The following is a 25,298-nucleotide window of genomic DNA, read 5'->3' on the forward strand; positions in this document are numbered from 1 at the left end:
CGGCCCGATCGCGGCGATCCGCGCGGAGCCCTGCGCGGCCGCGTCACGACACGTGTCAACGGTGCGGGCGAAAGCGGGGCCGGGGGCGATTCCGCCGCCCCCGGCCCCGCGGATCGGGAATCAGCGCGGGTCGCGCTTGAGGAAGAGCAGGTCGTCGGCGGTGTAGCCGGCGCCCAGCTTCTTGTCCGCGTAGTGCGCGGAGAGCACCTGGTCCAGCTCGTCCGGCGTGAAGGTGGCCTGCTTCGAGTCGAACTTGGCCTGGAGCGTGGGGCGTTCGATCACCGCGACGAAGCCGCCGTGCACCACGAAGGCCTGGCCGGTGATCTGCTCGGCGGCCGGGCTGGCCAGGTAGGCGACCAGCGGCGCGACGTGCTCGGGCGCCAGCGGGTCCATCTCGCCCTCGGCGATGTTGTTCGCGCTCTCGCCGAACACGTGCGTGGTCATGCTGGTGCGCGCCCGCGGGCAGATCACGTTGGCCCGCACGCCGTACTTGACCAGCGCGTTCGCGGTGGACATGGTCAGGCCCACGATCGCCGACTTGGCCGCGGCGTAGTTGGGCTGCCCGGCGGAGCCGGCCAGCCACGCCTCGGACGCGGTGTTGATCACCCGCGCGTACACCGCGCCGCCGCTCGCCTTGGACTTCTCCCGCCAGTACTTCGAGGCGTGGTGGGTGGTGTTGAAGTGGCCCTTGGCGTGCACCGCCAGGACCGAGTCCCACTCCTGCTCCGTCATCGAGAAGATCATCCGGTCGCGCAGGATGCCCGCGTTGTTGACCACGATGTCGATCGAGCCGAAGGTGTCGATCGCGAGCTGGATCAGCTTGCCCGCCGCGTCGAAGTCGGAGACGTCGCCGCGGTGGGCGGCGGCCCTGCCACCGGCCGCGACGATCTCGGCGACGACGTCGTCGGCCGGGTTGGGGCTGCCTTCGGGGGCGAAGTCGTTGATCACGACGGCCGCGCCCTGCTTCGCGAGTTCGAGGGCTTCGGCGCGGCCGAGGCCCCGGCCGGCGCCGGTGACTACGGCGACCTTGCCATCCAGCGACGTGGTCATGCGGTAACTCCCGTGGGGTCGGTGGCTTTGCTGCGGTCGCGTCTTGGTTGGCGTGGGCGTTGTCGTGCCCACCCGCCCACCCGTTGTCTCGGGTGGGCGGGCTGCGGATTACGGCGCCGCTTGCTGGGGCTCTGGTGCTGCTCGGTCAGAGGGTGACGATGGTGCGGATCGACTCGCCGCTCTTCATCAGGTCGAACGCGTCGTTGATGTTGGCGAGGGTGAGGCGGTGCGTGATCATCGCCTCCAGGTCGAGCCGTCCGGCCCGCCACAGCTTGGTGATCCGCTCGTACTCGGAGACGATGTCGCCACCGCCGTAGATGCTGCCGATGATGCGCTTCTGGTCGAAGAACAGCTCGAACATGTTGAACGAGACGTTGTCGTCCATCGCGCCCGCGCCGACGATGATCACGTCGCCGCCGCGGCGGGTGAGGTCGTACGCGCTGCGCGCGGTGAACGACTTGCCGACCACCTCGAAGACGTAGTCGAAGCCCTGATTGGCGGTCAGGTCGCGCTTGGCGTCCGCGGCCTGGTCCGGGGTGATCGCGTGCGTGGCGCCGAACTGCTTGGCCCACACGTGCTTGGACTCGGCCGGGTCGATGGCCACGATCTCGGCGGCACCGGCCGCGCGCAGACCCTGGATCACCGCGATGCCCACGCCGCCGGCGCCGATCACCGCGCAGGACGCGCCCGGCTCGATCCGCGCGCTGTTGAACACCGCGCCGACACCGGTGGTGACGCCGCAGCCGATCAGCGCCGCGATCTCGTACGGCACGTCGTCGGCGACCTTGACCGCGCACGGCGCGGCGACCACGACCTCCTCGGCGAAGGTGCCGGTGCCGGTGAAGCCGTACGACGGGGTGCCGCCGAAGGTGAAGTTCTGCGTGCCCGCGTTCATGAAGCCGGCCAGGCACAGGTTGGACTGGCCGCCGCGGCAGTAGTTGCACACGCCGCACGGCGGCGCCCAGCAGATGATCACCCGGTCACCGACCGCGACGGTGCTCACGCCGTCGCCGACCTCGACCACCTCGCCGGCGCCCTCGTGGCCGGGGACGAACGGCGCGGGCTGGGGCAGGACGCCGGTCATCGCCGACAGGTCCGAGTGACATACGCCGGTCGCGTGCAGCTTGACCCGCACGCGTCCCGGGCCCATGCCCACGGCCTCGACGTCATCGCGGACGTCGAGCTTGTCCTGGCCGGTCTCGTGCAGAACCGCTGCGCGCATGGGGGCTCCCTCGTCTTTCTGCGAACCAATACTTGGCCCGGTCAAGAACTATAACTTGTTCTCGTTTTGACTCAAGACCAATGACACGGTCAAGGTATCCGCCCCCACGAGAAGGCGAAAGGCATCGGACCCGGGACAAGGCAAGGTCACACACCCGACCGTCGACCACTCGCCGCCCGACGCTGCGCTCACGAGCACGAACGACGTGGGGCGGGAGCACCGTGGGCGCGGCGGGCGGCGGGCGGCGGGCGACGGGCGACGGGCGACGGGCGCCGCGGGCACGGCGGGTGCGCACGGCTACGGGGCGGGTGTGGCGGTTCGGGTGTGGGCGGGCGAGGCGCAGGCGTGGCGCCGAGCGTGCGGATGCGGGCGGACGCGCGGCGTCGTCAGTGCGGGCGGCAGCGCAGGCACGCTGGGCGCGGATGAGCGCAGGGCACGCGCGGCGGATGCGGAGCGGACGGGACGGCGGGGGCGTACGCGGTGCACCCGGGCGGGCGCAGTGGCGGACGGGGCGTGCGGGGTCGCGGGCGCGAAGGCGGGCAGGCGGGTGCGGGTGCGGGTGCGGGTGCAAGCAGCATGCCGATGCGGTCGCAGGCGCGGACGGCGCACGCACAGCGTGTGCAGGGCGGACGCGACGGTGGACGGGGCTCGAAGTGACCCGGTCGGCGACTGCGCGGGGGCGATGGCGCGCGTACAGCTAGGACAGGCGCGGAGGTGGGGACCTGGGAGGGCTCAGCGGCGCGCGCCCGCGCAGTCGAGGCGAACGGGGCGACAGGTGCGGGCGGTTTGCCGGCGTGGGCTGCGGTGTGTGGGGCGAGCGGGCATGCGACGGCGTGGACGGGAACGGCGGTGGGACCGGGCGGGCGCAGTGGCGGGCGCAAGCGGCGCGGTCGGCGCGGCGGCGGGCCTGTCGCTCGGGCAGGCACGGCGGTGGGGCCGGGCGCGGCGAAGACGCTCGGGCCGGTGATGTGGGTCGGCCCCGGGGCGGGGCCGCGGGTTCGGGCGCGGGGTGGGGCGTATCGCGTGGCGGAGGGGTGTGGCGCGGGGCGCCGGGGTCGCGAGGTCGGGGCGACCTCGGGTTCCCCGGCGTACCGCGCCGCTTCGGCAAGGACGCGTCGTCAGGACGTGTACTCCACCACCGTGTCGGAGAGCACGATCGCATCGTCGCGCTCGACGGCGGAGGTGTTGATCAGCAGCTTGCCGTCCTCCTCCCAGACCCGGACGCGCATCGTCTCGCCCGGGAAGAAGATGCCGGCGAACTTGGTGCGGTAACGCTTGACCCGCGAGACGTCGCCGCCCAGCACGTTGTCCACGACCGCCTTCAGGGTCAGGCCGTACGAGCACAGCCCGTGCAGGATCGGGGTGTCGAAGCCGGCCGCCTTGGCGAAGTCCGGGTCGGCGTGCAGCGGGTTCCAGTCGCCGGACAGGCGGTACAGCAGCGCCTGGTCCGCGCCGGTGGGCACATCGATGGTGTGGTCGGCCGCGCGCTCGGGCACGTCGATCTTGGTCACCGGCCCGCGCTCACCGCCGAAGCCGCCCTCGCCGCGCACGAAGATCTCGGCGCGCGAGTCGTACAGCTTGGTGCCGTCCTCGAGTTCGGCCGACGACTCCAGCACGATCACGGCGGCCTTGCCCTTGTCGTACACGTCCGCGACCCGACTGGTCGCCTTCACGCCCTTGGCCTTGGCCGGCAGCGGGTTGTGCACGACGATCTCCTGGCCGCCGTGCAGCACCGCGCGCAGGTTGATGTCGATGCCGGGCAGCGCGGAGAGGCTGCCGCCGACCTTGGTGCCCGCCACCGTCGCGAAAGTCGGCAGCACGTGCAGGTTCTTCTCGTACGTGTAGCGCAACTCGTCCGCGCCCGTGGCGGGCGTGCCCGCGCCCAGACCCAGGTGGTAGAGGATCACGTCCTTGTTCGACCAGGCGATCTCACCCGTGCGGGGCTCGGCTCCGGTGGCCTTCGCGGCATCGATCGGCATGACGTCTCCTCTACTGTGACTGCGATTCCGTACGACGACGGCGCCGCCTGCGACGGCAGCCCGTCAAAACTAGAACTCGTTCTCTTTACATGCAATGATCGGCCATTCGCCCGGCCGAAGCCAGGCCACTCCGACCCAGGAGCCGTCATGACCGCCGCCGCCCGCGAACCCACGGACACCCGCGAGCCCGACGAGGCCCTCGCCCCACCGCCGATACCGGACGACGTACTGCGCGAGTTGCGCCTGACCTGGACGCCGCGCCCGGACCCGGACAGCGCCGGACGCGCGGCGCGACACCGGCTGGCCGAGGCGACCCGCCGCCTGATCGAGGCGGTGAAGTCGGTCGACCCGGAGGGTGCCGAGAGCACGCTGGAAAGCGTAGCTGACGATGTATCAGATTTGGCCGATCGCATCGCCACACTGGCCCGTGTGGGCGAGCGCACACCGACCTCGCGCGATCTCGCGCTGCACGAACGCGGCCCGCTCGTGGGCGCCGCGAACCCACTCGCGCCGCCGCTGCACATCACCGGCGACGGGCAACTGGTGCGGGCGCATGTGACCTTCGGCGCAGCGTACGAGGGGCCGTACGGGCGCGTGCACGGCGGCTATGTCGCGGCGGCCTTCGACGAGGTGATGGGCTGCGCGCAGTCCGGCGCGGGGGCACTCGGGATGACCGGGTGGCTGACCGTGCGGATGCGCCGCGCGACGCCGCTGTACACGCGCATCGACTACGAGGCCGGCGTCACCCGCGTGGACGGGCGCAAGGCCTGGGTCACCGCCCGGTCGTACGCCGACGGCGAACTGGTCGCGGACGCCGAGGCGTTGTTCATCCGGGCCGCGCCGCGCGGCTGATCCGAGCGGCCCGCAGCCGCTTGGGGCCGGGTGCAGCCGGCCCGGGTTCACCTGAGACGACGTCAGGGACGTACCGTGGGTACGTCCCTGACGTGGCGTCACTTCACTGCGTCGGCCCGGTCGGCGTCGGGTGCGACTACTTGAGCGCGATCCGGTCGAAGAGGATCAGGCCGTCCTCGAACAGCGCCAGGCCCTCGATCTTGGTGTTCTTGCCCTGGACCGACGCCGCGAAGGACTTCTCGTAGGAGAAGAACGGGACCTCCTTGACGATCTCCGCCTGCACGCTCTGGTAGGCGGCCTTGCGCACCGCCGCGTCGTCGCTGTTGCGGGCGTCGTCGAGCGCCTTGTCCACGACGGGGTCGTTCCACTTGGTGCGGTTCTCAGAGCCCTTGGAGTGGGTGAAGTTGTACAGCACCGGCTCCGGCTCGTCGAAGGTGATCACGAACTCCGAGGCCTGGAAGTCGTTGTTGATCAACACCTTCTGGATGTAGGCCGCGCCCTCGAGGAACTCGGTCTTCATCGTGATGTTCTTCATGTTGCCGATCTGGGTGAGCCAGTACTCGGCCGTCAGCCGCGCGCTCGCGCTGCTGTTGGTGGTGTACGTGAAGTTCAGCGGCTTGCCCTCGGCGGCCAGTTCGTCGAGCAGCTTCTGCGCCTCGACCCGGTTGTTGGTGGCGTACACCGCGTCCGGGTTGGCGAACGGCGACGCGGGCTGGAACAGGGTCTTGAGCGTCTGGCCCGGCGAACCCTGGATCGTCTGGTTACGGTCGTCCGGGTTCATGATCAACGCGAACGCGCGGCGGGCGCGCGCGTCGTTGAACGGCGGCTTGGACGTGTCGAACATGGTCATGAAGCCACCGCTCTTGGGATCGAGGGTGACCGTCATGCCGTCCTTGCGCGCCTGCTCGGTGGACGGGAAGTGCGCCGTCGTCATGAGCTGGGCCTGACCCGAGGACAGCGCGGCCAGGCGCTGCTTCTGGTCCATCACCGGCTTGAAGATCAACTCCTTGAGCGCGGGCTTGCCCTGGCTCCAGTACGAGTCGTTGCGCTCCAGCGTGAGCTGCGAGTCGCGCATCCACGTCTTGAGCTTGAACGGGCCCGCGCCGACCGGCTTTTGCGCGAACAGCTTGGGGTCCGCCTTGATCGCCGTCGGCGAACCGATGAACGCCAGGTTGTGCGCGACGACCAGGTCGAAGTGGGCGTTCGGGGCGGGCAGCGTGACCTTGACGGTCTGCGCGTCGACCGCGTCGAACTTCATCCCCTTGACGGCGGTGAACTGCACCGACCGGTTCGCCGGGTCGGTGTGCCGTTCCCAGTTGAACTTGACCGCCTCGGCGTCGAGCGCGGTCCCGTCGGAGAACTTCACGTTGGGCTTGAGCTTGATCGTCCAGACCGAGTTGCCCTCGCCGGCGGTCGCGCTCTCGGCGATCTGCGGCTCGGCCTTGCCGGTCTTGGGGTTGATCCAGAAGAGCATGTCGAACACGGCCGCGGCCTGATTGCCGCCGGTCAGCGACGACACGGTGGTCATGATCGGGTCGATGCCCTTGGCCTCCTGCGTGATGAGCACCGTCATCGAGCCGGAGGCTCCGCTGCCGGCGTCGTCGCCGCCACCGCACGCGGTGGCACCGAGCGTCAGGCCGGCGAGGCCCGCGAGTACGCCCGCGCGGCGCACCAGGCGGGTTTTGAGGGGTGTCGAGTTCACGGTTCGCACGGGACGCTCCTGCGTTCGGGAAGCACAAGGCACGCCGTCCCGGGAGCGGGGTGGCGTCGTTTCCTTGATCCAGACGTGGATATACGGCCACGGTAAGGAGAAATCTGACGGTCCGTCAAATAACAATTCCGCACCGTCCGTGACGGTACCGCAGCCCCAATCCCCAAATTCCACCGACCGAAGTGACTCTCCGTCAGTTTTCCCTGACCCGCCGACCGATGCCCCGATATCCCCCACCTCGGACCCCTCCCCCAAGCCACATCACGCACCCCGGAGCCAATTCACGCACCATCCGATTCACGCACCCCAGTCCTGATCACGCACCCCCCGAAGCCCGCGGAACACGAGATGGACCACACCGGGAGGCGGAGCGGGCCGGCCGGGGCGGGCGGCGCGGGGCCGGGCCGAAGCCAGGGGCGGGCGGCACTGGGCCGGGCCGAAGCGGGAGCTGCGGATTCGAGGCCCAAGGCGCACGCACATCGCAGCGCGCGGCGGAGGCGGCACAGGGGTGGAGACGGGCGGAGGGGAGACGGGGACGGGCGGAGCGGGAGCCGTCGATCCGAGGCGACGAGGCCCACGCTCAACGCGGCGCGCACAGGAGCAGGCGCGGCACGGGCTGATCGGGGCGGGAAACGGGCCGGGATGGGGTGGGGCCGAGGTGAGGCCGGAGCTGCCGATCCGGGCCCCGAAGCCCACGCGCGGGGCGAGGGGGCGCGGGGAACGGGCCGGGCCGGGGTGGGGTGGGCCGGAGCTGCCGATCCGGGCCCGAAGCCCACGCGCGGGGCGGGGCGGTCGAGGGGGCGGCCCGGGAACAGGGCCGGGCGTGAACGGGGACGGGGTGGAGCGGGCTGGGGCCGAGGCATGCCGGCGTCGCTGATCCGACCACGCGACACGTTCGACGCGTCGCGGGCATGGGGAGCACGGGAACGCGAGCGCGCGCGGGGCGCAAGGAGCACCGCGCGCTTGAGCTACACGTCGGTGGCGTCACCCGGCTTATCGCCGGGTACCGCTGCGGCGGCCCCCTGGGCGGCGCAGCGCAGCGCTCGACGCCTCCGACGGGACGAATGTCCGTCGCCGGTTCGGGGCCGGTGACCGGTCCGCGTTCGGTGCTTCACCGCGTCGCCAATTGCCTGATCCGCGAGTTCGGTTGCGGCCGGGCCCACTACCTGCGCGTGATCGCGGAAGGAAGACTCCCACCGGGCCCGCAGGCGCTCTTGCGACGCTCTCGAACGTCATCCGTCGAATCGTGAAACGAGATCGACGCGACCGGGACACTGCGGCCGCCTGACCCACAAAGGCGCCGATCAGCGACCGGCACGCTCTATGAGGTGAGCCCACGCGGCCGAGTTGACGGCGATCACCGGCGAGTCGGCGACCTTGCTGTCCTTCACTCCGACAGCGGCTCCCAGGGACGCCACCTCGACGCAGTCTTCTCCTCCGCTGTGGCTGCTGGTCTTCCATCGCCCGCGAGCATCCATGCCGTCTCCAATTCCGCGAGTCTGTGCGCGACGCGTTCCATCGACTCGTCCGCAGTGAGCGCCGCCGCTTGGAGTCGATCGTAGGCGAGCGAGTACGCAGCGAGACAGGCCGGCCGAGAAGTCCACGTAGCCCCGGTGAGGGCCTCGGCATACACAACGCGCCTGTCCCCGAAGTCGAACAGCGTGAAGGGCCCGGCCATGCCCGGATGACCGCCGGCTGACAGCGGCATCACCTGAAGCTGAACGTGAGGCAGCGCGGACGCCGTGACGAGTAGATGCGCGAGCTGCTTCCGCAGGATCGCTTCGTTGCCCACGGGACGATGCAAGACGGGCTCGTCGATGATGTACAGCAGCGCGCGTGATCCATCGGGGCGCGCCTGCAGATCACCCAGTCGCTCGGTGCGCCTTCGCGCTCGCTGGATCACTTCATCCTCGGGCAGTGCGGGCAAATAGGCGCGGATCGCCGCCACCGCATACTCATAGACCTGTAGGGGCCCGGGAATCAGGCTGGATGCGTACGTCCGCGTCACGACCGCCCGTTGCTCCACCTGGACAAGGCGATCGACGCGGGCGCCGGAGCCTTCGCTCGGGTCGGTGCGCCACCACCCCGACTGCTCGCCCTCGTGCAGTCCTTCGACGATGTCGACGACCTGGGCGCTCGCGATCTCCTCCTCGAACCGGCGCGAGCCGACCGGTGGCGAGAAGCCAAGCATGGTCAGCGGCAGCCCGAACAGTGCCTCCAGGACCGTTTGGTAGTCGCTCGACGGCCACGGCGGCTCGGCACTCTCCCAGCGCCGGACCTGACGCACGCTGACACCGATGCGAAACCCGCATTCGACCGCCTTCTGCTCGAAGGCGTCCGCGAGCCGCTGCTGGGAGTGCCACCCACGCTGGTGCCGCGCGGCGACGAACGCCGGGTTGCCCGGCTCGATCAAACGTTTCACGACGCCCCCAAGATGATCACCAAACACACGGTAACCACCTTGATCCGCCCATTTCGCCGTTTCATGCTTCTGCACAGGTGGCGGATGGTGGCGACCCGCAGCCCGGCGCGGTTGACCGGCCGTCCCGATCGCCGATCCGGGGTCGCGGTCCAAGCGACCGCACCTTCTCGCCCCGGGCATCGATGTGGCCCAACACGTCGCCGAGCGAGTCGGGCGGGAGCCGGGTACACAGGCTGGATCAGGTTGACCGGCAGTCGATCCGTGAATGCCGGCTCGTGCCGCACCCGGCCCCGGCGGCGCGGCAAGGCTCACCGCCGCGCCCCTCGCACGGCGCGGACTCCCACCGCGCCTGCGACGGTCGAGCCGACTCCCCGACGACAAGCAACCGCAAGGCGCGCAACCAACACTCGCCGCCCGCCCCGCGCGGAGACGCTCGTCCGGTATGCGGCTGCTCCGACCGACACCCGCCTGCCCGGCCCGCGAACCCGTCGGAGCGCGCTGCCGATTGCGGGTGGGGAGCATCGGTCGTCGGTCGGGGGCGGGGCTCGGCTCTCAGGGGCGGAGGGCCTTGAGGGTCAAGTCGACCAAGGCGTCGGCGTATTGCTCGGTGAGGGGGCCGGAGCGGAGGAGCCAGCGTTGGTAGAGGGGGGCGTAGAGGAGTTCGAGGGCCAGGTCGAGGTCTATGTCGGGGGCGATCTGGCCGGCCCGCTGGGCGCTGCGCAGGCGTTCCTTCTTGGCCTCGTCGACGGGGGCGGCCATCTTCTCGTGGTAGAGCCTGGCGAGCTTGGGGTCGTTGATGATCTCGGCGTTGAGTGCGCGGATCGGGCCCTCGAACGCGGGATCGGCGAACTCGGCGACGGTCTCGCGCATCAGGTACTTCAGGTCCGTCGCGATATCACCCGTATCGGGCAGCACGATGCCCTCCCCCGGGTCGCTCAGCGCCAGGAACGCCTCGAAGACGACCTCGCCCTTGGAGCCCCACCACCGGTAGATGGTCTGCTTGCCGACGCCCGCGCGTGCCGCGATGGCCTCGATCGTGAGCTTCGCGAAACCGAGCTCGGAGACCAGTTCCCGGGCTGCGGCGAGGATCGCGCGGCGGGACTGTTCGCTGCGCCGGGACGGGTTCGGCTTCGCGGCGGTGCCGCTACTCGTGTTGTCGATGCTCATGGGCACAGCATAGCCGATCCACGAGACGAACCGTCTCGTCTTGACATGCAGAGCCGAAGCATGCATGCTCGAATCTCGAAGCGAGACGAACCGTCTCGTCTCACATGACATACGTCCCGCATGCCTCTCGCCATCGCGTTTTCGAGGAGTTGTCACTCATGTTCCGCACCCCGACCGCCGCCGCGCCGATCACCGTCCCCGCGACCGACGCGAGCGACGCGTTCTCCGTCGTCGATGTACGAACCGCGACCACGACCGGTATGCGGATCTCCGCCGCGGCCGCAGCCGTCCCTCGTGTGGTGTCCCCCGCCGAGCCGCCCCGACCGCGCCACCGGCGCGAGGCGCGGATCACCGCCCCTCGTCCCGCGCCGGCCGGCCGCCGCGCGGCGACCTCGTCCGGCTACCGACCGAGGTGAGCCCGATCCCGACCACCGCCCGAACCATCCCGCCGACAGCCTCCGACACCACCCCCACGAAGGAGCCCACGCTCATGACCACCGCCACTGTTGCCGACACCACCACCCCCACCACCGCCACCGAACCGACCGCTGTCACCGGCCCCACCGACCGCGAGCCCCGCGTCTGGTTCATCACCGGCGCGTCGCGAGGTCTGGGTCGGGCCTTCACCGAGGCCGCGCTCGCGGCGGGCGATCGAGTCGTCGGCGTCGCGCGGGACGTCGCGCCGCTCGGCGATCTCGCCGCCGAGTACGAGGGTCGCTTTGTGGCTCTTCCGCTCGATGTCACCGACCGCGGAGCGGTGTTTCGCACCGTGGCCCGTGCCATCGCGACCTTCGGTCGGCTGGACGTCGTCGTCAACAACGCCGGCGTCAGTCTGATCGGCATGGTCGAGGAGGTGACCGAGGAGCAGGTCCGGGCGCACTTCGACGTCAACTTCTTCGGCGCACTGTGGGTGAGCCAGGCCGCGGCGCCCTACCTGCGCGAGCAGGGCTCGGGGCACATCCTCCAGATCGGTTCGATGGGCTCCGCCGTCGGCTTCGCGTCCACCGGTCTGTACGGCGCGGGCAAGGCCGCGCTCGAGAACGTCACCGGCGCCCTGGCGATGGAGATGGCCGTCTTCGGGGTGCACGTGACCCTCGTGCAGCCCGGCGGCTACGAGACGACGCTGTTCACCCACGGCCTGACCATGACCACCGAGAACGAGGCGTACGCGCCACTGCGCGCCGAACTGGCCGAGATGTGGGCCGAGTCGAAGGATGCCGACCCGGCCAAGGCGGCCACGGTGCTGCTGCGACTCGTCGATCTGCCCGAGCCGCCCCGCCGGATCATCCTGGGCGGCGCGGCCTACGACATGATCGCCGAGCTGGACCGGGCCCGCCGTGAGGAAAACGACCGCTGGGAGGCGATGAGCCGTGACGGCGACTGAGACCCCGGCGGCGCCCGGCCGCGCGAGGGGCGGATCCACTCATTCCGGATTGGCCCCTGACGGCAGGCCAATTCGCCAGTACCGTCTGCGGCATGGGTTCAGAACGACGCGGATTGCTCCTGGGCACGGCGGCCTACGTCATGTGGGGTCTCTTCCCGCTCTACTGGCCCCACGTCAAACCGGCCGGCGCCGTGGAGATCCTCGCGCACCGGATGACCTGGTCACTGCTGTGCATGCTCGTCCTGCTCGCCGCGCTCCGGCAGTGGTCCTGGATCCGCGAGATCATGCGCGCCCCGGCCAAGTTGGCCACGGTCACGCTGGCCGCCGTGATGATCTCGATCAACTGGGGCGCCTACATCTACGGCGTCAACCACGACCAGGTCGTGGAGACCTCGTTGGGCTACTTCATCACCCCGTTGGTGCTGATCGGCATCGGTGTCGTGGTGCTCGGCGAGCGGCTGCGGCCGATCCAGTGGACCGCCGTGGGGATGGGCGTCGCGGCGGTGATGGTGCTGATCGTCGCCTACGGCCGAGTCCCGTGGATCGCGCTGAGTCTGGCCGCGTCGTTCGCGACCTACGGCTATGTCAAGAAGCGGATGAACCTCCCCGCCACCCACTCGATGACGGCCGAGACGGCGGTGATGTTCCTGCCCGCGCTCGGCTACCTGACCTGGTTGGCCTGGACCGGTGAGGGCACGTTCGGGCACGAGGGGACGCCGCAGGCGTTGATGCTGATGACGGCGGGGCTGATCACCGTGATCCCCATGCTGTGCTTCGCGGTCGCCGCGAACACGGTGCCGCTGAGCACGATCGGCATGCTGCAATACCTGGCCCCGATCATCCAGTTCGGGATCGGTGTCTCGGTCTACCACGAGCCGATGCCCGCGGCCCGGTGGGCGGGCTTCGCCCTGGTGTGGACGGCGCTCGCGGTGCTCACCTACGACGCGATCCGCCAGTCCCGCCGCAATCGGGTCGCCGTCCTCGTATCCGAGCGGGAGCCCGAGGCCACTGTCACCACCGCGCCCCGGGAGACTGCGGTCACCGTCGTGCCCGAACGAGAGGCGACCTCGTGAGCGTCGAACAGTTGCGCCTGGCGGTCTATCGGGGCTTCGCCGACACCGGGCGAGCACCGTCCGATCAGGAGCTGGCCGCGATCCTGGGCGTCTCGGAGCTCACCGTACGCGCGGGCTTGTGGACGCTGCACGAGCAGCGGCACATCGTGCTGCACGACGGGGCGATCGTGATGGCGCATCCATTCAGCGCGGTCCCGTTGGGCTTCTCGGTGATGGGCTCGCGCACGTTGTGGTGGGGCGGCTGCGCGTGGGATTCCTTCGCGGTGCCGCACCTGGTGGACGAAGAGGTCCTGGTCGCGACCCGCTGCCCGGGCTGCGCAGGGGCACTCGCCTGGAACGTGGGCACCGAACAGCCGCCCAAGGGCGACGAGGTGGCGCACTTCCTGGTCCCGATCACCATGCTGTGGGACGACGTGGTGCACGCGTGCGGCAACCAGCGGCTGTTCTGCGACGAGGGCTGCGTGGATCGCTGGCTCGCCCGCACCGGCCAGACCCGCGGCTACGTGCTCGACCTGACCACGCTGTGGCGCCTGGCCGAGCACTGGTACGAGGGTCGCCTGCACCGAGGCTACGAACGCCGCGACCCGGCCATGGCGGCGGCCTACTTCGCCTCGATCGGACTCGAAGGCCGCTTCTGGGGCCTGTGAGACGCGCCGTTGTGGCCCCAACGGTGCCACCCGTCAACGCCGGCACGGCCCACCGGCGCCGGAACGCGCCCGACACCACGCCCGCTCCGAGCCCTCGCCGCACACACGCCGGGGGCGAAGTTCACCGCCCGATCCCGCGCCTGCCCAACCGCCGCCTCGACCCCGGCCCCGGACTCCGGTTCTGGCACCGGTCCCGGCCCCGCCCCAACCCGGGCCCGGCATCGGCCGTCCGCCCCGGCCGTACGCGACCTCGCCCGAATCGCCCGCCAGGACTCGATCATGACGACGTGTCAGCACGTCGCGCGACCGATCTTCGCCCACCGCTTGGGCCCTCGGCCGAGGCCGGCAGCATGACCGTATGGACGTGTTGACGCACCTCGCCTCATTCGCCCTGGTCGCCGGGCTGCTGACGATCATCCCGGGCCCGGACACCGCAATCGTGCTGCGCGCTGCCCTCACCCGGGGGTCTCGGCACGGATTCGCCACCGCGCTCGGCATAGGGTCCGGCACGCTGGTCTGGGGCGCCGCCGCGGCGGCCGGCGTCTCGGCGGTGCTGACCACATCCCGGGTCGCCTATACGAGCCTGCGAATCGTCGGTGCCTGTTACCTGTTGTGGCTGGCGTACGGGCTGCTGCGGGCCGCGTGGGCGAACCGGTACACCGATGTCGAGGTCGGCGCGGAGTCCGGCGCCAAGGCCGCTCCGGGACTGTGGTCGGCGTGGGGGCGCGGCGTGCTGACGTCGTTGACCAATCCCAAGGTCGGCGTCTTCTACATGGCGATGATCCCGCAGTTCATCCCGTCCGGGACGCCGCACCTCGCCTTCGGGATACTGCTCGCGCTGGTCCACGACATCGAGGGCATGGTGTGGTTCGCGGTGATCATCCTCGGCGCGAACAGCCTGCGCGCCAAGCTCCGCCGCCCCCGCTTCCGCCGCACCCTCGACGCCTCGACCGGCACCGTCATCGGCGCCTTCGGCATCGGCCTCGCCGCCTCCGACGGCTGAAGCCGCACGGCCTCCCCGCCCCACCGGCGACCGGCCGCGACGGGAAGCGGGCGTCGCGCCGGCCATCGAGTCAGTGCCGAGCCGAGCGCGACGATACGTCGGTTGATGCGCCCGCGCCCGCACGTCACCTCGGGATGACACAGCCCAACCCGACCTCGACCGCCCCGACCCGACGCCCGCCCCGCGCGCACTCCCGCCCCTACCCCTCCCGTTCCATCAGCGCCAAAACATGCGCCCGCCCCCGGTCGGCGAATGCCGTTTCCAGCGTCTTGCGATCAGCCTCGGTGAAGGGTCGGTACGGGCCGTCCTTCGCGTCGCGCCACCACAACTCGTCCGTGCCGGTGTACCAGGCCTGCCGGACCAGGACGCGGGTCAGGATCTTGTTCGTGCTGGTCTGCGGGAGCGCCGCGGCAATCCGGACGTAGCGCGGATGCCAGGCCCGGGACAGGTCCGACTGCTCCGCCAACCACGCGGCGAACTCCGCCGGTTCGAAGCTCGCGCCCTCGCGCAGCACCAGGGCCGCCATCGCCTGGTCGCCCGCCGCCTCGTCGGCCACGCCGTACACCGTCGCCACCGCGACGTCCGGGTGCCGGGACAGGATTCGGGTGACCGGTGTGGCGCCGAAGTTCTCCCCGCCCACGCGCAGCCATTCACCGCTGCGGCCCGCGAAGAAGATCAGGCCGTCCTCGGTCCGGTAGGCCAGGTCGCCGCTCCAGTACCAGCCCTTGCGCATGCGCTGCGCGGTCGCCACCGGATTGTTGTAGTAGCCCTCGAAGGAACCCGCGCCGCCGATGTTGACCAGTTCGCCGACCGCCTCCTCGACGTTGGTCATCCGGCCCTCGGCGTCGAAGACCGCCGGCGGGCACTCCTCGCGGGTGTCCTGGTTCAGGATCCGGATCTCGCCGTTGGGTCGGCCCAGCGCACCCGGCGGCATGCCCGGGACCGGAACGAAGGACAGGCCGCCCTCGGTCGAGCCGAATCCGTCCCGCACCGTGCAGCCGAACCGCCGGGCGAACCGCTCGACGTCCTGCGGCCCGCCCTCGTTGCCGAAGACGCGCGTGAGCGGGTTGTCCGCGTCGTCGGGCAATTCCGGTGTGGCCAGGATGTATGACAGCGGCTTGCCCACGTAGTTCGCGTAGGTGACCTTGAACCGCCGCACGTCGGGCAGGAAGCCGGACGCGGAGAATCGCCGGCGCAACACCAGTTCGGCCCCGGCCGCGACCGCCGGCGCCCAGCACGTGATGACCGCGTTGGAGTGGAACAGCGGCATGGCGCAGTACGCGACGTCCGCGCCGGTGAGCCGTTCCATCGCCACGACGCTCGCCCCCTGCGAAGCGATCTTGCCCTGCGAGCAGATCACCGCCTTGGGATGCCCCGTGGTCCCCGAGGTGAGGATCAGCATGAAGGTGTCCTCGACCGCCGGTCGCTCCGCCGGCGGCTCGGCGTCCGCGTACGGCTCCAGCGCCGCCGCCCAGGACGCGTCGTCCACGCACAGCAGCCGGTCCGCCGGGAAGTCCGGAGCGGCGGTGCGCAGCTGCGCCAGGTGCGTGGCGTCGGTGATCACCAGCGAGCAGTCGGTGTGGTCGATGTCGCGCGCGAGCTCGGAACCGACCCGGGTCGGGTTGAGCCCGACGATCACCGCGCCGGACAGCGCCGCGGCACCCAGCAACAGCGGAAACTCGGGGACGTTCTCCAGCATCACCCCGATGTGCCACGGCCGGCCCTCGACCCGCATCCCACGCAGCAGCGCCGCCCGGCGCGCGGACTCGGCGACCACTTCGGCCCAGGACCACACCCGGTCCTCGGATCGGAGTGCGGCCGAGGAATCCGCGGCCCGCCGGCGTAGCAGTTCGTCCAGGGTGGTGGTCCAACGTCCCGACACGGCACGACTCCTGACGGACAGACACACGTACGTGGCACGATCAAGCTTTCGCTTGGCAACCTAACCCGGGTGCGCGCGGATCGGAAGACGGCCAAGATCGGAACCGGACCGTAAGTGGCCTCGCTTGCCCGCACGTGACGCGTCGGACAGATTGAAGCCGTACGCATCGGGGGAGGCAGGCATGGACATGAGTATGGATTCGGGCATACCAGGCAGAATTCGCAGCGCGCTTTTTCTTGACTTTGACAATATTTACAGCGGGCTGCGCGAGACGGATCGGGCTTCGGCGGAGATTTTCGCCCGCAAGCCCTCCCAGTGGTTGGAGTGGTTGGAGAACGAGGCGACCGAGCGTGGCCTGCGCCGATCGTTGCTCGTGCGCAACTGTTACCTCAACCCGGTCATGCACGACCGTTACCGGGCCTTCTTCACGCGGTCGGCCTTTCGCGTGATCGACTGCCCGCCGCTGACGGGACGGGGCAAGAACAGCGCGGACATCCACATGGTGATGGACGTCCTCGACACGCTCCAACACTCGACCCGGTTCGACGAGGTCATCATCATGAGCGCGGACGCGGATTTCACGCCCGTGCTGCTGCGGCTGCGCAGCCACGACCGGCGCACCATGGTGATCGCGAGCGGCCCGGCCGCCCAGGCGTACGTCGCGGCGGGGGACGTGGTGATCAGCGACCAGGAGTTCATCGAACGGGCCCTGCGCGACGAGATCGACGTCGCGCCGGCCGACGAGGGCGTGCGCGAACAGGTGATGGCACACGTGCGCGAGCAACTCGGCGGGTCCGAGGAGCCGATCGTGCTCGCGACGCTGGCCCACTCGGTGCTCCAGCAGGTCGGCCGGGAGCAGGTCACCCGCACCCGCTGGGGCGGCGCGGCCACCTTCTCGTCCCTGCTCGAACTGATGCTGGAGCAGGGCTCCGACGAGAAGCTGCTGATCAGCCGGGTCCCCCCTGGATACATCTACGACCGGACCCGACATCAGCCGCCCTCGGCACGTCCCAACGGCCAGGGTCGGATGGACCACGTACGCGAGCCGGTCCGCGACCTGATCGACCGGGTGGCCACGGTCACGGGTGCGCCCCGGCTGTCCCCGGAGGAGTACCACGTGCTCTTCGAGGAACTGCACGCCGAGGTCAGCGAGAACGGCTTCCAGGGCAACCAGACCTCGGGCGCGGTCCGCGACCGGTGCGCCGAGCGCATGCAGACCATCGCCCGCAAGGCGATCGCGTTCGTCACCACGGGGCTGGTCTACTCCGGCTACTGGTCCTCCACCGCGCACCCGGTCGCCTCCGCCGACGACCTGGCGGTCGCGTTCCTGCGCAACGTCGAGACGTTGTGCGCCAACGCCCGGCTGTACCTGAACGACACCGAGCGCGCCATGCTGTCCGAGTGGCTGCACGGCAAGACCACGACCGCGGACCGGATGGCGCCCGACCTCACCATCGTCCCGGGCACCAACGGCGGCTGACCGCACCCGACGACGGGTGCGGCCCCACGCCGCACCCGTCACGATGTCGAGCCGCCCCACGGACGCCGACCCGGCGCAGCCATAACGCGACAATCACGACACCCCGGACAGCCGGAAGCCACGGACGACGACCGGCAACCAACCACCGGCAGGCACCGGCGGCGCCGGCAACGGCAACGGCAACGACTAGAACTGACCCCGGCGGTACAGCCCCACGACGGCCGCGCCACCCAGACCGATGTTGTGCGTCAGGCCGACCTTGGCGTCGGCGACCTGGCGCGCGTCCGCCAGCCCGCGCAACTGCCAACTGATCTCGGCGGCCTGGGCCAGGCCGGTGGCGCCCAGCGGGTGGCCCTTGGAGATCAGGCCGCCGGACGGGTTGACCACCCAGCGCCCGCCATACGTGGTGGCCCCCTCGGCGACCAGCTTGCCGCCCTCCCCCTCGCCGCACATGCCCAGCGCCTCGTAGGTGAGGATCTCGTTGATCGAGAAGCAGTCGTGCAGCTCGATCACGTCGACGTCCTCGATGCCCAGACCGGACTGCTCGAAGACCTGCCGACCGGCCGCGGCCGACATCGGCTTGCCGACCACGTCGATGCACGTGTTCGAGGCGAAGCTCTCCTCGGTGTCGGTGGTCATCGACTGCGCCACGATCTCGATCGCCTGGTCCTGAAGGCCGTGTTCGCGCACGAAGCGCTCACTGACCACGAGCGCCGCGGCGGCGCCGTCCGAGGTGGGCGAGCACTGGAGCCGGGTGAGCGGCGAGTGGATCTCCTTGGCGCCGAGCACCTCTTCGAGCGAGTACTCGACCTGGAACTGCGCGTACGGGTTGTTCACCGAGTGCCGGTGGTTCTTGACACCCACGTGCGCGATCTGTTCGGCGGTGGTGCCGTAGCGGGCCATGTGCTCACGCGCCGCGTTGCCGAAGATCTGCGCGGTCGGCGGCGCGGTCATCGAGAACCCGTGCGCGTCGCCCATGATCTTGTAGTGCCGCGCGACCGGCGACGTGGAGAAGTCGCCCTCGCCACCCCCGCCCAGCGATCCGCGCTTCATCTTCTCGAAGCCGATCGCGAGCACACAGTCGTTCAGCCCACCCGCGACGAACTGACGGGCCATCATCAGCGCGGACGAGCCGGTCGCGCAGTTGTTGTTGACGTTGTAGACCGGCACGCCGGTCAGACCCAGCTCGTACACCGCGCGCTGGCCCGCGGTGGACGCCTGGAAGCAGTAGCCGACCGGCGCCTGCTCGACCAGGTCGTAGCCGACGCCCGCGTCCGCCAGGGCCTTGTCGCCGGCCTCCTTGACCATGTCCCAGTACTGCCAGTCGCGGCTCTCCGGCTTCTCGAACTTGGTCATGCCGACGCCGACGATGAACGCCTTTTGTGCCATGTCGCGAACTCCCACTGAAAGAGAACCACTGAACGGAAAATCGAACCCGCGGAACCCGCGGAACCAACGGAACGAACGGAACGAACCGAACGAATCGAACAAACAAAACGAACAGTCCGAACCGAACGAAAGGAAGGAACTACTTCTCGGCCGGCTGCGGGTCCCTGGGCAGTCCGAGGATGCGCTCGCCGACCACGTTGAGCTGGACCTGCGTGGTGCCTCCCGCGATGGTCAGGCAGCGGCTCATCAGGAAGCCGAACGCCGCCTGCTGCCCCGCGCCCTCGTCCACCGCGCCCAGCGGGCCGAGCAGTTCGAGCGAGAGCTCGGACTCGCGCTGCTGGTGCGGCGTGCCGACCAGCTTGCGCACCGACGCGCCCGCGCCCGGCTCCAGGCCGGACAACCGGGCCAGCGTGGTGCGCAGTTCGATCAGCGCGAGCGAGGACGCCTCGGCCACCAGAGCGCCGAGCCGCTCGCGGAAGCCCCCGTCCACGAACTCGCCCGCCGGACCGTTCACCGCCGCGACCAGGTTCGCGATGCCCGCGCCGAACGAGCTGCCCGCGCCCATGTGCACCCGCTCGTTGCCCAGCGTGTTGCGGGCCACCTGCCAGCCCTCGTCGACCTTGCCGACGACCATGTCGTCCGGCACGAAGAGGTCTTCGAGGAAGATCTCGTTGAACATCGCCAGGCCGCTGATCTCCTTGAGCGGCCGGATGTCCAGGCCCGCAGCGGCCATGTCCACGATGAAGTAGGTCAGGCCTTCGTGCTTGGGCTTGTCCGGCGAGGTGCGCGCGAGCAGGATGCCCCACTGCGACTCCCGGGCCCGCGAGGTCCACACCTTCTGCCCGTTGATCAGCCAGCCGCCCTCGGTCCGCGTCGCGCGCGTGCTGATCGCGGCCAGGTCCGAACCCGCGCCGGGCTCGGAGAACAGTTGGCACCACTGGATCTCGCCGCGCAGCGTGGGCGGCGCGAAGCGCTCCTGCTGGGCCGGCGTGCCGTACGCGATCAGCGACGGGATCACCCAGTTGCCCATGGTGATGTCCGGCAGCCGCACGCCCAGCGCCTTCATCTCCTGCTGGATCACCAACTGCTCGACCGGACCGGCGCCGATGCCGTACGGCTTGGGCAGGTACGGCGCCGCGTAACCGAGCGGGGCCAGCCTGGCGCGCTGCTCGGCGCCGGACTCGCCGGCCACCTCGGTCAAAATCGCACGCGCGGTGTCGCGCAGGCCCTCCGCCTCCTCGGGCAGGTCCAGGACCAGTTCGCGGCGCGCGCCGGCGCTCGCCAGCTCGCACACGCGCAACCGCCAGTAGGCGGCGGGCCCGGCGTACTGACGCAGCGTCAGACCGCGACGCAGGTAGATGTGTGCGTCGTGCTCCCAGGTGAAGCCGATGCCGCCGAGGATCTGCACGCAGTCCTTGGTGGTGGTGAACGCCGCCTCGATCGCGTACGTGGCGGCGATCGCCGCGGTCAAGGACCGGGTCGGCGCGTCCGCGCCCGCGTCGATCGCGCGCGCCGCGTCCCAGGTGACCGCGCGCGACTGCTCGACGCGCACCAGCATGTCCGCGCACAGGTGCTTGATCGCCTGGAACTGGCCGATCGGCCGACCGAACTGCTCGCGCACCTTGGCGTATTCGGTCGCCGTGGTCAGCGCCCAGGCGGCCACCCCGCACGCCTCGGCGGACAGCAGTACGGCCGCCAGGTCGCGGGCCAGGTCCTCGTCCACGCCGCCGAGCACGCGCCCGGCCGGGACCACGGTGTCCACCGTGACCTCGGCGCTGCGCCGGGTGGGGTCCACGCTCTTGAGCGCGCGCACGCTCACGTCCGCTGCGTCCACGACCACGTACGCGGGCGTGCCGTCGGCCCGGCGCGCGGCCAGTACCAGCACGTCGGCGAGCGCGCCGCCCAGGATCGGCGTGGCCACGCCGGTCACCCGCAGGCCGCCCGCCTCCTCGCTCGCCGCCACGGTGCCGGGGCCGACCGCGACCGCGCCGATCAACGTGCCGTCCACCAGGCCCGGCAGCAGTTCCTTGGCCGCGTCGCCGCCGTCCGCCTGGATCAGCGCCGAGGCCAGGACGGTGGGCAGGAACGGGCCGGGCAGCATGCCCTGACCGGCCTGCTCCAGCGCCACGACGGTCTCCACCAGGCCGTATCCCGCGCCGCCGAACTCCTCCGCGACATGCATGCCGAGCAGGCCCTGTTCGGCCAGGCCGGCCCAGTGGCCGGGCCGTTCCTCGGCCGCCGCCTCCAGCACCCGGCGCACCTCTCCGATGGGTGCAACACGTTGCACCCACCCGTGTACCGATTCCGCCAGGGAGCGGTGCTCCTCCGTGATGCCGATGGCCATATCGCGCCTTCCGTGACTCGGTCCAGTACTTGCGATAGTAGAACCCGTTTCAATTAATCGGGAGACCGAAGTGCCGTCGAGGGGCCCGAATGTGGCCCCCGACACGGTGCCGCGGGAGCGGCTGCGGCAGCATGGCGGCCCCGGGGTCGCACCGACCCGGTGCGCCGCGCGCGGCTCGATCAAGGAGAACCCCAGGATGAGCACCATCGACCCCGCCGTGCGGGCCGCGTTCGAGGCCGCCACCGGATTCATGCCGGCGAACGAGGGCGACGCGCTGTACGCGGCGGCGACCGAGGCCGCCAAGGTCGGCCCGCTGGTCGAACTCGGCACCTACTGCGGTCGCTCGACGATCCTGCTCGCCGCGGTCGCCCGCGACGCCGGCACCGTGGTGGTCACCCTCGACCACCACCGGGGCTCCGAGGAGCAGCAGCCCGGCTGGGAGTACCACGACCCGACCCTGGTCGACCCCGAGGTCGGCGTGATGGACACGCTGCCGCGCTTTCGGCGCACGCTGTACCGCAGCGGCCTGGAGCCGTACGTGGTGGCCCTGGTCGGGCACAGCCGGGTGATCGCGCCGCTGTGGAACACCCCGGTGGGCCTGGTGTTCATCGACGGCGGGCACACCGACGAGCACGCGCAGGGCGACTACGAGGGCTGGGCGCCGCATGTCGCGGTCGGCGGGCTGCTGCTGATCCACGACGTGTTCCCGGATCCGGCCGACGGCGGCCAGGCGCCGTACCGGGTCTACCTGCGCGCGCTGGCGTCGGGCGCGTTCGAGGAACTGCCCGGCGACGGGTCGCTGCGGGTGCTGCGGCGGATCGCCCCGGGCATCTGAGCGGGCCCGGGGACGGAAGCGGCGCGGGGACAGAGCGGGCCCGGGCCCAGGGCGTCTCGGACCCAGGGCGTCTCGGACCCAGGTGGACCCACCCGAGGCGACCCGGATCCGACGAGGCATCCACACCCGAGGCGACTCGACCTCACCCGACCAGACCCGCGGCACCCGGGATCCGCCACCGACCCGCCCCGAACCCGCCGGGCCGGCGGTCTGCCTCGCCACCGCCGCGCGCGCCCCGTTGACCCGGTCAAGAGTGAATCGAGCCTGATTCGATTTCCGAAAGCAATCGGATCCGGTCCCGCGCGGGTCCCGTTTGCTGGGACAATGCCGTTCCGGGAAGGACGCGGGGGGATCTTGATGTCCGATCAACAACAGCACGACGACCGGCCCGGCGAACCCGAGGCGGACGGCGAGCGGTTCGAGACCGTCTGGGACCGTTCGGCCAACGGCGGTGTGGGCGGTTGGGTCCGCCGCCGACCGGCCGCACCGCCGACCGTGGTGAACCCGGACCCGCCGCCGCGACCACACCACCAGCCGACGGCACACCTGCCGGCCGCGCCTCCGGGGCCGGCCGCACCGCCCACTCCACCACCCGCACCATCCGCGCCCCCCGCACCACTCGGGCCGCCCCCTCCACCCGGTGCGCCTCGCTCGCTCGAGGATCAGGACACGGTGGACAACCCCGCCGCGCGTGGTCTGCCGGCCGGGCCTCCGCCGCCCGCGTGGCCGGTTCCCGCCCCGCCCCCGACGCCCCGCCCGTCCGCGCCGCCGGGCGAACCGGCCCCGCCCGCCGACTGGTTCCAGCACGAGCGCGGCCCCTCGCCGATGCCCCCGGGCGGCACCTTCGCCGACGCGGCGCACACTCCCGTGCACGGCTTCGGCGTGCCGCCGGCACGGGACGTACCGGCCGCGCCGGACTGGTATCGCGCGGCCGGCCCGCCGCCGCCGGGACCGCTGTCCCCGACCCCGCCCGGCCCGTCCTTCGAGCGCACGCTGCTGTTCATCGTGGTCGCCGTCGTCTTCGTCGCCGCGCTGGGCACGCTGTTCGCGCTGCGGCCGTGGGAGGAGGACAAGAAGGAACCGGCCGCGCGAGGCTCGGAGAGTGCCGGACCGTCCACGGCGGCCTCCCCGACCCCCTCGGGCGACCGCTCGGGCCTGCCCCCCGCCCCGCCCCCGACGCAGAGCGCGGTGGTGACCACCCAGCCGCCGACCACCGCACCGCCGGACGGCCGCACTCAGGCCGCGGCGCTGGACTCGCTGCTCTCGCGCAGCGGTTCGTCCCGGCAGGCGGTGATCGACGCGGTGAACAACGTCGGCTCGTGCTCGGCGCTGGCCGCGTCCCGCTCCGCGCTGCTCGACGCCGCCGCGCAACGCGATCAACTGGTCACCCAACTGGACGCGATGCGCTTCGACGGCGTTCCGGAACTCCAGTCCGCCGCACCGACGTTGCGCACCGCGTGGACCGCGTCGGCGCGCGCCGACCGGGCCTTCGCCGCGTGGGCGCAGTCGGCCGCCGACTCGGGTTGTCCGGGCACCCGTTCGCTCTACGACGACGGCGCCACGATCAGCGCCGAGGCGTCCACCGCGAAGAAGTCGTTCGTCGAGACCTGGAACTCGCTCGCGTCGCGGTACGGCCTCACGTCCAGGAGTGAACTTGACCTCTGACCGCCGCGACGACCGCGGCCGTCCCGACGACCCCGGCTTTCCGTACCGCCGAGAAGCCGGCTTCTTCGGCCACTCCGCGTCGCACGAGGCCCGAGTCGAGGCCGCGCGCGACCGGTTGCGCCGGCGTCGCCGGATCACCCTGACCGTGCTCGCGCTCGCGCTCGCCGCAACCGGCACCACGATCGCGGTGGCCTGGCCGGACGGGCACGACAAGGCCCGCGCCGACGTCGGGCGGCCGATCCCGACCGTCGTCACCCCCGGCGCGCCGGCCGACTCCTCCGACCCGGCGACCGCGGGCGGCGCGCCGGCCCCGACGGCGACCTCCTCGCCGGGCGGGCAACAGGCGTCCGGCGCACCGCCGATCGGCGCACCGGCGACCTCGGCCGGCGCGCCGCCGCACGCCGGGACCACCGGACTGCCGCTGTCCGGCCGGGTGGTGATGATCGACCCGGGCCACAATCCGGGCAATGGCGGCCATTCCCGCGAGATCAACAAGCAGGTGTACGCGGGCGGGTTGTCCAAGGAGTGCGACACCACCGGTACCGAGACCGACAAGGGCTACACCGAGGCCGAGTTCACCCTGGACGTGGCACATCGCACCAAGCGGCTCCTGGAGGCCCAGGGCGCGACCGTGCTCTACACGTGGGAGACCGAGGTCTGGGGTCCGTGCGTGGACGAGCGGGCGGCGCGCGGCAACGCGTCCCGGGCGGACGCGATCGTGTCCATCCACGCCGACGGCGGACCGGCGAGCGGGCGGGGTTTCCATGTCATCCTGCCCGCCCCGGTCAAGGACAAGAACGTCGACACCACCGCGATCCTGGCCCCCTCGCGCGCCTTGGGCAGCACCCTGGCCGCCGCCTTCCGGGCCGCGACCGCCACGAGCCCGGCGACCTACCTCGGCACCGACGACGGGCTGGTCACCCGCACCGATCTCGGCGGGTTGAACCTGTCCACCCGACCCAAGGTGTTCATCGAATGCGGCAACATGCGCAACGCCTCGGACGCCGCGCAGTTCACCGACCCGAACTGGCGCGAACGCGCCGCGTCCGGGATCGCGACCGGGATCACGGCCTATCTCCTGAAGGGGACGTGAGGCACGAGTCACTCGTCCCCTAGGGTCTTCCCGACCGTTCTCGCCGCGCACGCAGCGGTGACGGTCCCCGCTTCGCGGCGTCCACGCGCGCCGTGCACCA

Annotated in this window: 20 protein-coding genes; 10 read left to right on the forward strand and 10 right to left on the reverse strand. The window is 71.1% G+C overall.

Features of this window, described 5'->3' with window-relative positions; genetic code table 11:
- Positions 1–120: 120 nt before the first annotated feature.
- The 3 genes from ACIBSV_RS32635 to ACIBSV_RS32645 all read right to left on the reverse strand — a co-directional run bounded on the left by ACIBSV_RS32635 (position 121) and on the right by ACIBSV_RS32645 (position 4,251).
- Positions 121–1,050: a 3-oxoacyl-ACP reductase gene (locus ACIBSV_RS32635; RefSeq protein WP_395869453.1), complete on the reverse strand. Its 930-nt coding sequence runs from the start codon at positions 1,048–1,050 to the stop codon at positions 121–123.
- Positions 1,051–1,195: 145 nt separating this feature from the next.
- The gene (locus ACIBSV_RS32640; RefSeq protein WP_395869455.1) at positions 1,196–2,272 is read right to left on the reverse strand and encodes a Zn-dependent alcohol dehydrogenase; all 1,077 of its coding nucleotides are present in this window, start codon (positions 2,270–2,272) and stop codon (positions 1,196–1,198) included.
- 1,118 nt (positions 2,273–3,390) lie between these two features.
- Complete coding sequence (locus ACIBSV_RS32645) at positions 3,391–4,251, reverse strand: MaoC/PaaZ C-terminal domain-containing protein (RefSeq protein ID WP_395869457.1); 861 nt, start codon at positions 4,249–4,251, stop codon at positions 3,391–3,393.
- Between the two features lie 147 nt (positions 4,252–4,398).
- Here ACIBSV_RS32645 and ACIBSV_RS32650 point away from each other — a divergent pair, with 147 nt between their 5' ends.
- Positions 4,399–5,103: a PaaI family thioesterase gene (locus ACIBSV_RS32650; protein WP_395869459.1), complete on the forward strand. Its 705-nt coding sequence runs from the start codon at positions 4,399–4,401 to the stop codon at positions 5,101–5,103.
- 136 nt (positions 5,104–5,239) lie between these two features.
- On the opposite strand, the gene ACIBSV_RS32655 is transcribed toward ACIBSV_RS32650, so the two are convergent.
- The 4 genes from ACIBSV_RS32655 to ACIBSV_RS32670 all read right to left on the reverse strand — a co-directional run bounded on the left by ACIBSV_RS32655 (position 5,240) and on the right by ACIBSV_RS32670 (position 10,403).
- Complete coding sequence (locus ACIBSV_RS32655) at positions 5,240–6,805, reverse strand: ABC transporter substrate-binding protein (protein ID WP_395869461.1); 1,566 nt, start codon at positions 6,803–6,805, stop codon at positions 5,240–5,242.
- Between the two features lie 1,313 nt (positions 6,806–8,118).
- Positions 8,119–8,232, reverse strand: coding sequence for a hypothetical protein (locus ACIBSV_RS32660; protein WP_395869463.1), 114 nt, complete (start codon positions 8,230–8,232; stop codon positions 8,119–8,121).
- Positions 8,202–9,311 carry a Scr1 family TA system antitoxin-like transcriptional regulator gene (locus ACIBSV_RS32665; protein WP_395869465.1) on the reverse strand — a complete coding sequence of 370 codons (1,110 nt, stop codon included), beginning with the start codon at positions 9,309–9,311 and terminating at the stop codon, positions 8,202–8,204. The genes ACIBSV_RS32660 and ACIBSV_RS32665 overlap by 31 nt, the downstream gene beginning before the upstream one ends.
- Positions 9,312–9,788: 477 nt before the next feature.
- On the reverse strand, positions 9,789–10,403 hold the full coding sequence (locus ACIBSV_RS32670; protein WP_395869467.1) for a TetR/AcrR family transcriptional regulator: 615 nt from the start codon (positions 10,401–10,403) through the stop codon (positions 9,789–9,791).
- 158 nt (positions 10,404–10,561) lie between these two features.
- Here ACIBSV_RS32670 and ACIBSV_RS32675 point away from each other — a divergent pair, with 158 nt between their 5' ends.
- From ACIBSV_RS32675 to ACIBSV_RS32695, 5 genes are all read left to right on the forward strand, one after another.
- Complete coding sequence (locus ACIBSV_RS32675; protein WP_395869468.1) at positions 10,562–10,819, forward strand: hypothetical protein; 258 nt, start codon at positions 10,562–10,564, stop codon at positions 10,817–10,819.
- A gap of 74 nt (positions 10,820–10,893) precedes the next feature.
- The gene (locus ACIBSV_RS32680; protein WP_395869470.1) at positions 10,894–11,787 is read left to right on the forward strand and encodes an SDR family NAD(P)-dependent oxidoreductase; all 894 of its coding nucleotides are present in this window, start codon (positions 10,894–10,896) and stop codon (positions 11,785–11,787) included.
- 92 nt (positions 11,788–11,879) lie between these two features.
- Entirely contained in the window at positions 11,880–12,860 is a 981-nt protein-coding gene (gene rarD / locus ACIBSV_RS32685; RefSeq protein ID WP_395869472.1) for an EamA family transporter RarD, read from the forward strand.
- Positions 12,857–13,507 (forward strand): organomercurial lyase, encoded by a 651-nt coding sequence (gene merB, locus ACIBSV_RS32690; RefSeq protein ID WP_395869474.1) that lies wholly within the window; start codon positions 12,857–12,859, stop codon positions 13,505–13,507. The genes rarD and merB overlap by 4 nt, the downstream gene beginning before the upstream one ends.
- 358 nt (positions 13,508–13,865) lie before the next feature.
- A complete protein-coding gene (locus ACIBSV_RS32695) occupies positions 13,866–14,510 on the forward strand; it encodes a LysE family translocator (RefSeq protein ID WP_395869476.1) in 645 nt (214 codons plus the stop codon).
- A 199-nt stretch (positions 14,511–14,709) separates the two neighbouring features.
- On the opposite strand, the gene ACIBSV_RS32700 is transcribed toward ACIBSV_RS32695, so the two are convergent.
- Positions 14,710–16,392: a long-chain-fatty-acid--CoA ligase gene (locus tag ACIBSV_RS32700; RefSeq protein WP_395869478.1), complete on the reverse strand. Its 1,683-nt coding sequence runs from the start codon at positions 16,390–16,392 to the stop codon at positions 14,710–14,712.
- A gap of 181 nt (positions 16,393–16,573) precedes the next feature.
- Here ACIBSV_RS32700 and ACIBSV_RS32705 point away from each other — a divergent pair, with 181 nt between their 5' ends.
- Positions 16,574–17,872 carry an NYN domain-containing protein gene (locus tag ACIBSV_RS32705; RefSeq protein WP_395869479.1) on the forward strand — a complete coding sequence of 433 codons (1,299 nt, stop codon included), beginning with the start codon at positions 16,574–16,576 and terminating at the stop codon, positions 17,870–17,872.
- Positions 17,873–18,058: 186 nt separating this feature from the next.
- Here the strand turns inward: ACIBSV_RS32705 and ACIBSV_RS32710 are convergent, their stop codons facing one another.
- The gene (locus tag ACIBSV_RS32710; protein ID WP_395869481.1) at positions 18,059–19,261 is read right to left on the reverse strand and encodes a lipid-transfer protein; all 1,203 of its coding nucleotides are present in this window, start codon (positions 19,259–19,261) and stop codon (positions 18,059–18,061) included.
- A gap of 139 nt (positions 19,262–19,400) precedes the next feature.
- A complete protein-coding gene (locus ACIBSV_RS32715) occupies positions 19,401–21,605 on the reverse strand; it encodes an acyl-CoA dehydrogenase (RefSeq protein ID WP_395869483.1) in 2,205 nt (734 codons plus the stop codon).
- Between the two features lie 196 nt (positions 21,606–21,801).
- On the opposite strand from ACIBSV_RS32715, the gene ACIBSV_RS32720 reads away from it, so the two are divergent.
- The 3 genes from ACIBSV_RS32720 (at position 21,802) to ACIBSV_RS32730 (ending at position 25,198) form a co-directional block, all read left to right on the forward strand.
- Positions 21,802–22,440 carry a class I SAM-dependent methyltransferase gene (locus tag ACIBSV_RS32720; protein WP_395869485.1) on the forward strand — a complete coding sequence of 213 codons (639 nt, stop codon included), beginning with the start codon at positions 21,802–21,804 and terminating at the stop codon, positions 22,438–22,440.
- 357 nt (positions 22,441–22,797) lie between these two features.
- Entirely contained in the window at positions 22,798–24,105 is a 1,308-nt protein-coding gene (locus ACIBSV_RS32725) for a hypothetical protein (protein WP_395869487.1), read from the forward strand.
- The gene (locus ACIBSV_RS32730; protein WP_395869489.1) at positions 24,095–25,198 is read left to right on the forward strand and encodes an N-acetylmuramoyl-L-alanine amidase; all 1,104 of its coding nucleotides are present in this window, start codon (positions 24,095–24,097) and stop codon (positions 25,196–25,198) included. Before ACIBSV_RS32725 ends, ACIBSV_RS32730 begins: the two co-directional genes overlap by 11 nt.
- Positions 25,199–25,298 lie beyond the last annotated feature (100 nt).

The sequence above is a fragment of the Embleya sp. NPDC050154 genome, assembly GCF_044460165.1.
Taxonomy (GTDB): domain Bacteria; phylum Actinomycetota; class Actinomycetes; order Streptomycetales; family Streptomycetaceae; genus Embleya.

Coding starts and splice junctions, on each gene's coding strand:
- ACIBSV_RS32635 (WP_395869453.1), bottom strand. CDS start 1,050: ATGACCACGTCGCTGGATGGCAAGGTCGCCGTAGTCACCGGCGCCGGC.
- ACIBSV_RS32640 (WP_395869455.1), bottom strand. CDS start 2,272: ATGCGCGCAGCGGTTCTGCACGAGACCGGCCAGGACAAGCTCGACGTC.
- ACIBSV_RS32645 (WP_395869457.1), bottom strand. CDS start 4,251: ATGCCGATCGATGCCGCGAAGGCCACCGGAGCCGAGCCCCGCACGGGT.
- ACIBSV_RS32650 (WP_395869459.1), top strand. CDS start 4,399: ATGACCGCCGCCGCCCGCGAACCCACGGACACCCGCGAGCCCGACGAG.
- ACIBSV_RS32670 (WP_395869467.1), bottom strand. CDS start 10,403: ATGAGCATCGACAACACGAGTAGCGGCACCGCCGCGAAGCCGAACCCG.
- ACIBSV_RS32675 (WP_395869468.1), top strand. CDS start 10,562: ATGTTCCGCACCCCGACCGCCGCCGCGCCGATCACCGTCCCCGCGACC.
- ACIBSV_RS32680 (WP_395869470.1), top strand. CDS start 10,894: ATGACCACCGCCACTGTTGCCGACACCACCACCCCCACCACCGCCACC.
- rarD (WP_395869472.1), top strand. CDS start 11,880: ATGGGTTCAGAACGACGCGGATTGCTCCTGGGCACGGCGGCCTACGTC.
- ACIBSV_RS32695 (WP_395869476.1), top strand. CDS start 13,866: ATGGACGTGTTGACGCACCTCGCCTCATTCGCCCTGGTCGCCGGGCTG.
- ACIBSV_RS32705 (WP_395869479.1), top strand. CDS start 16,574: ATGGACATGAGTATGGATTCGGGCATACCAGGCAGAATTCGCAGCGCG.
- ACIBSV_RS32710 (WP_395869481.1), bottom strand. CDS start 19,261: ATGGCACAAAAGGCGTTCATCGTCGGCGTCGGCATGACCAAGTTCGAG.
- ACIBSV_RS32715 (WP_395869483.1), bottom strand. CDS start 21,605: ATGGCCATCGGCATCACGGAGGAGCACCGCTCCCTGGCGGAATCGGTA.
- ACIBSV_RS32720 (WP_395869485.1), top strand. CDS start 21,802: ATGAGCACCATCGACCCCGCCGTGCGGGCCGCGTTCGAGGCCGCCACC.
- ACIBSV_RS32725 (WP_395869487.1), top strand. CDS start 22,798: ATGTCCGATCAACAACAGCACGACGACCGGCCCGGCGAACCCGAGGCG.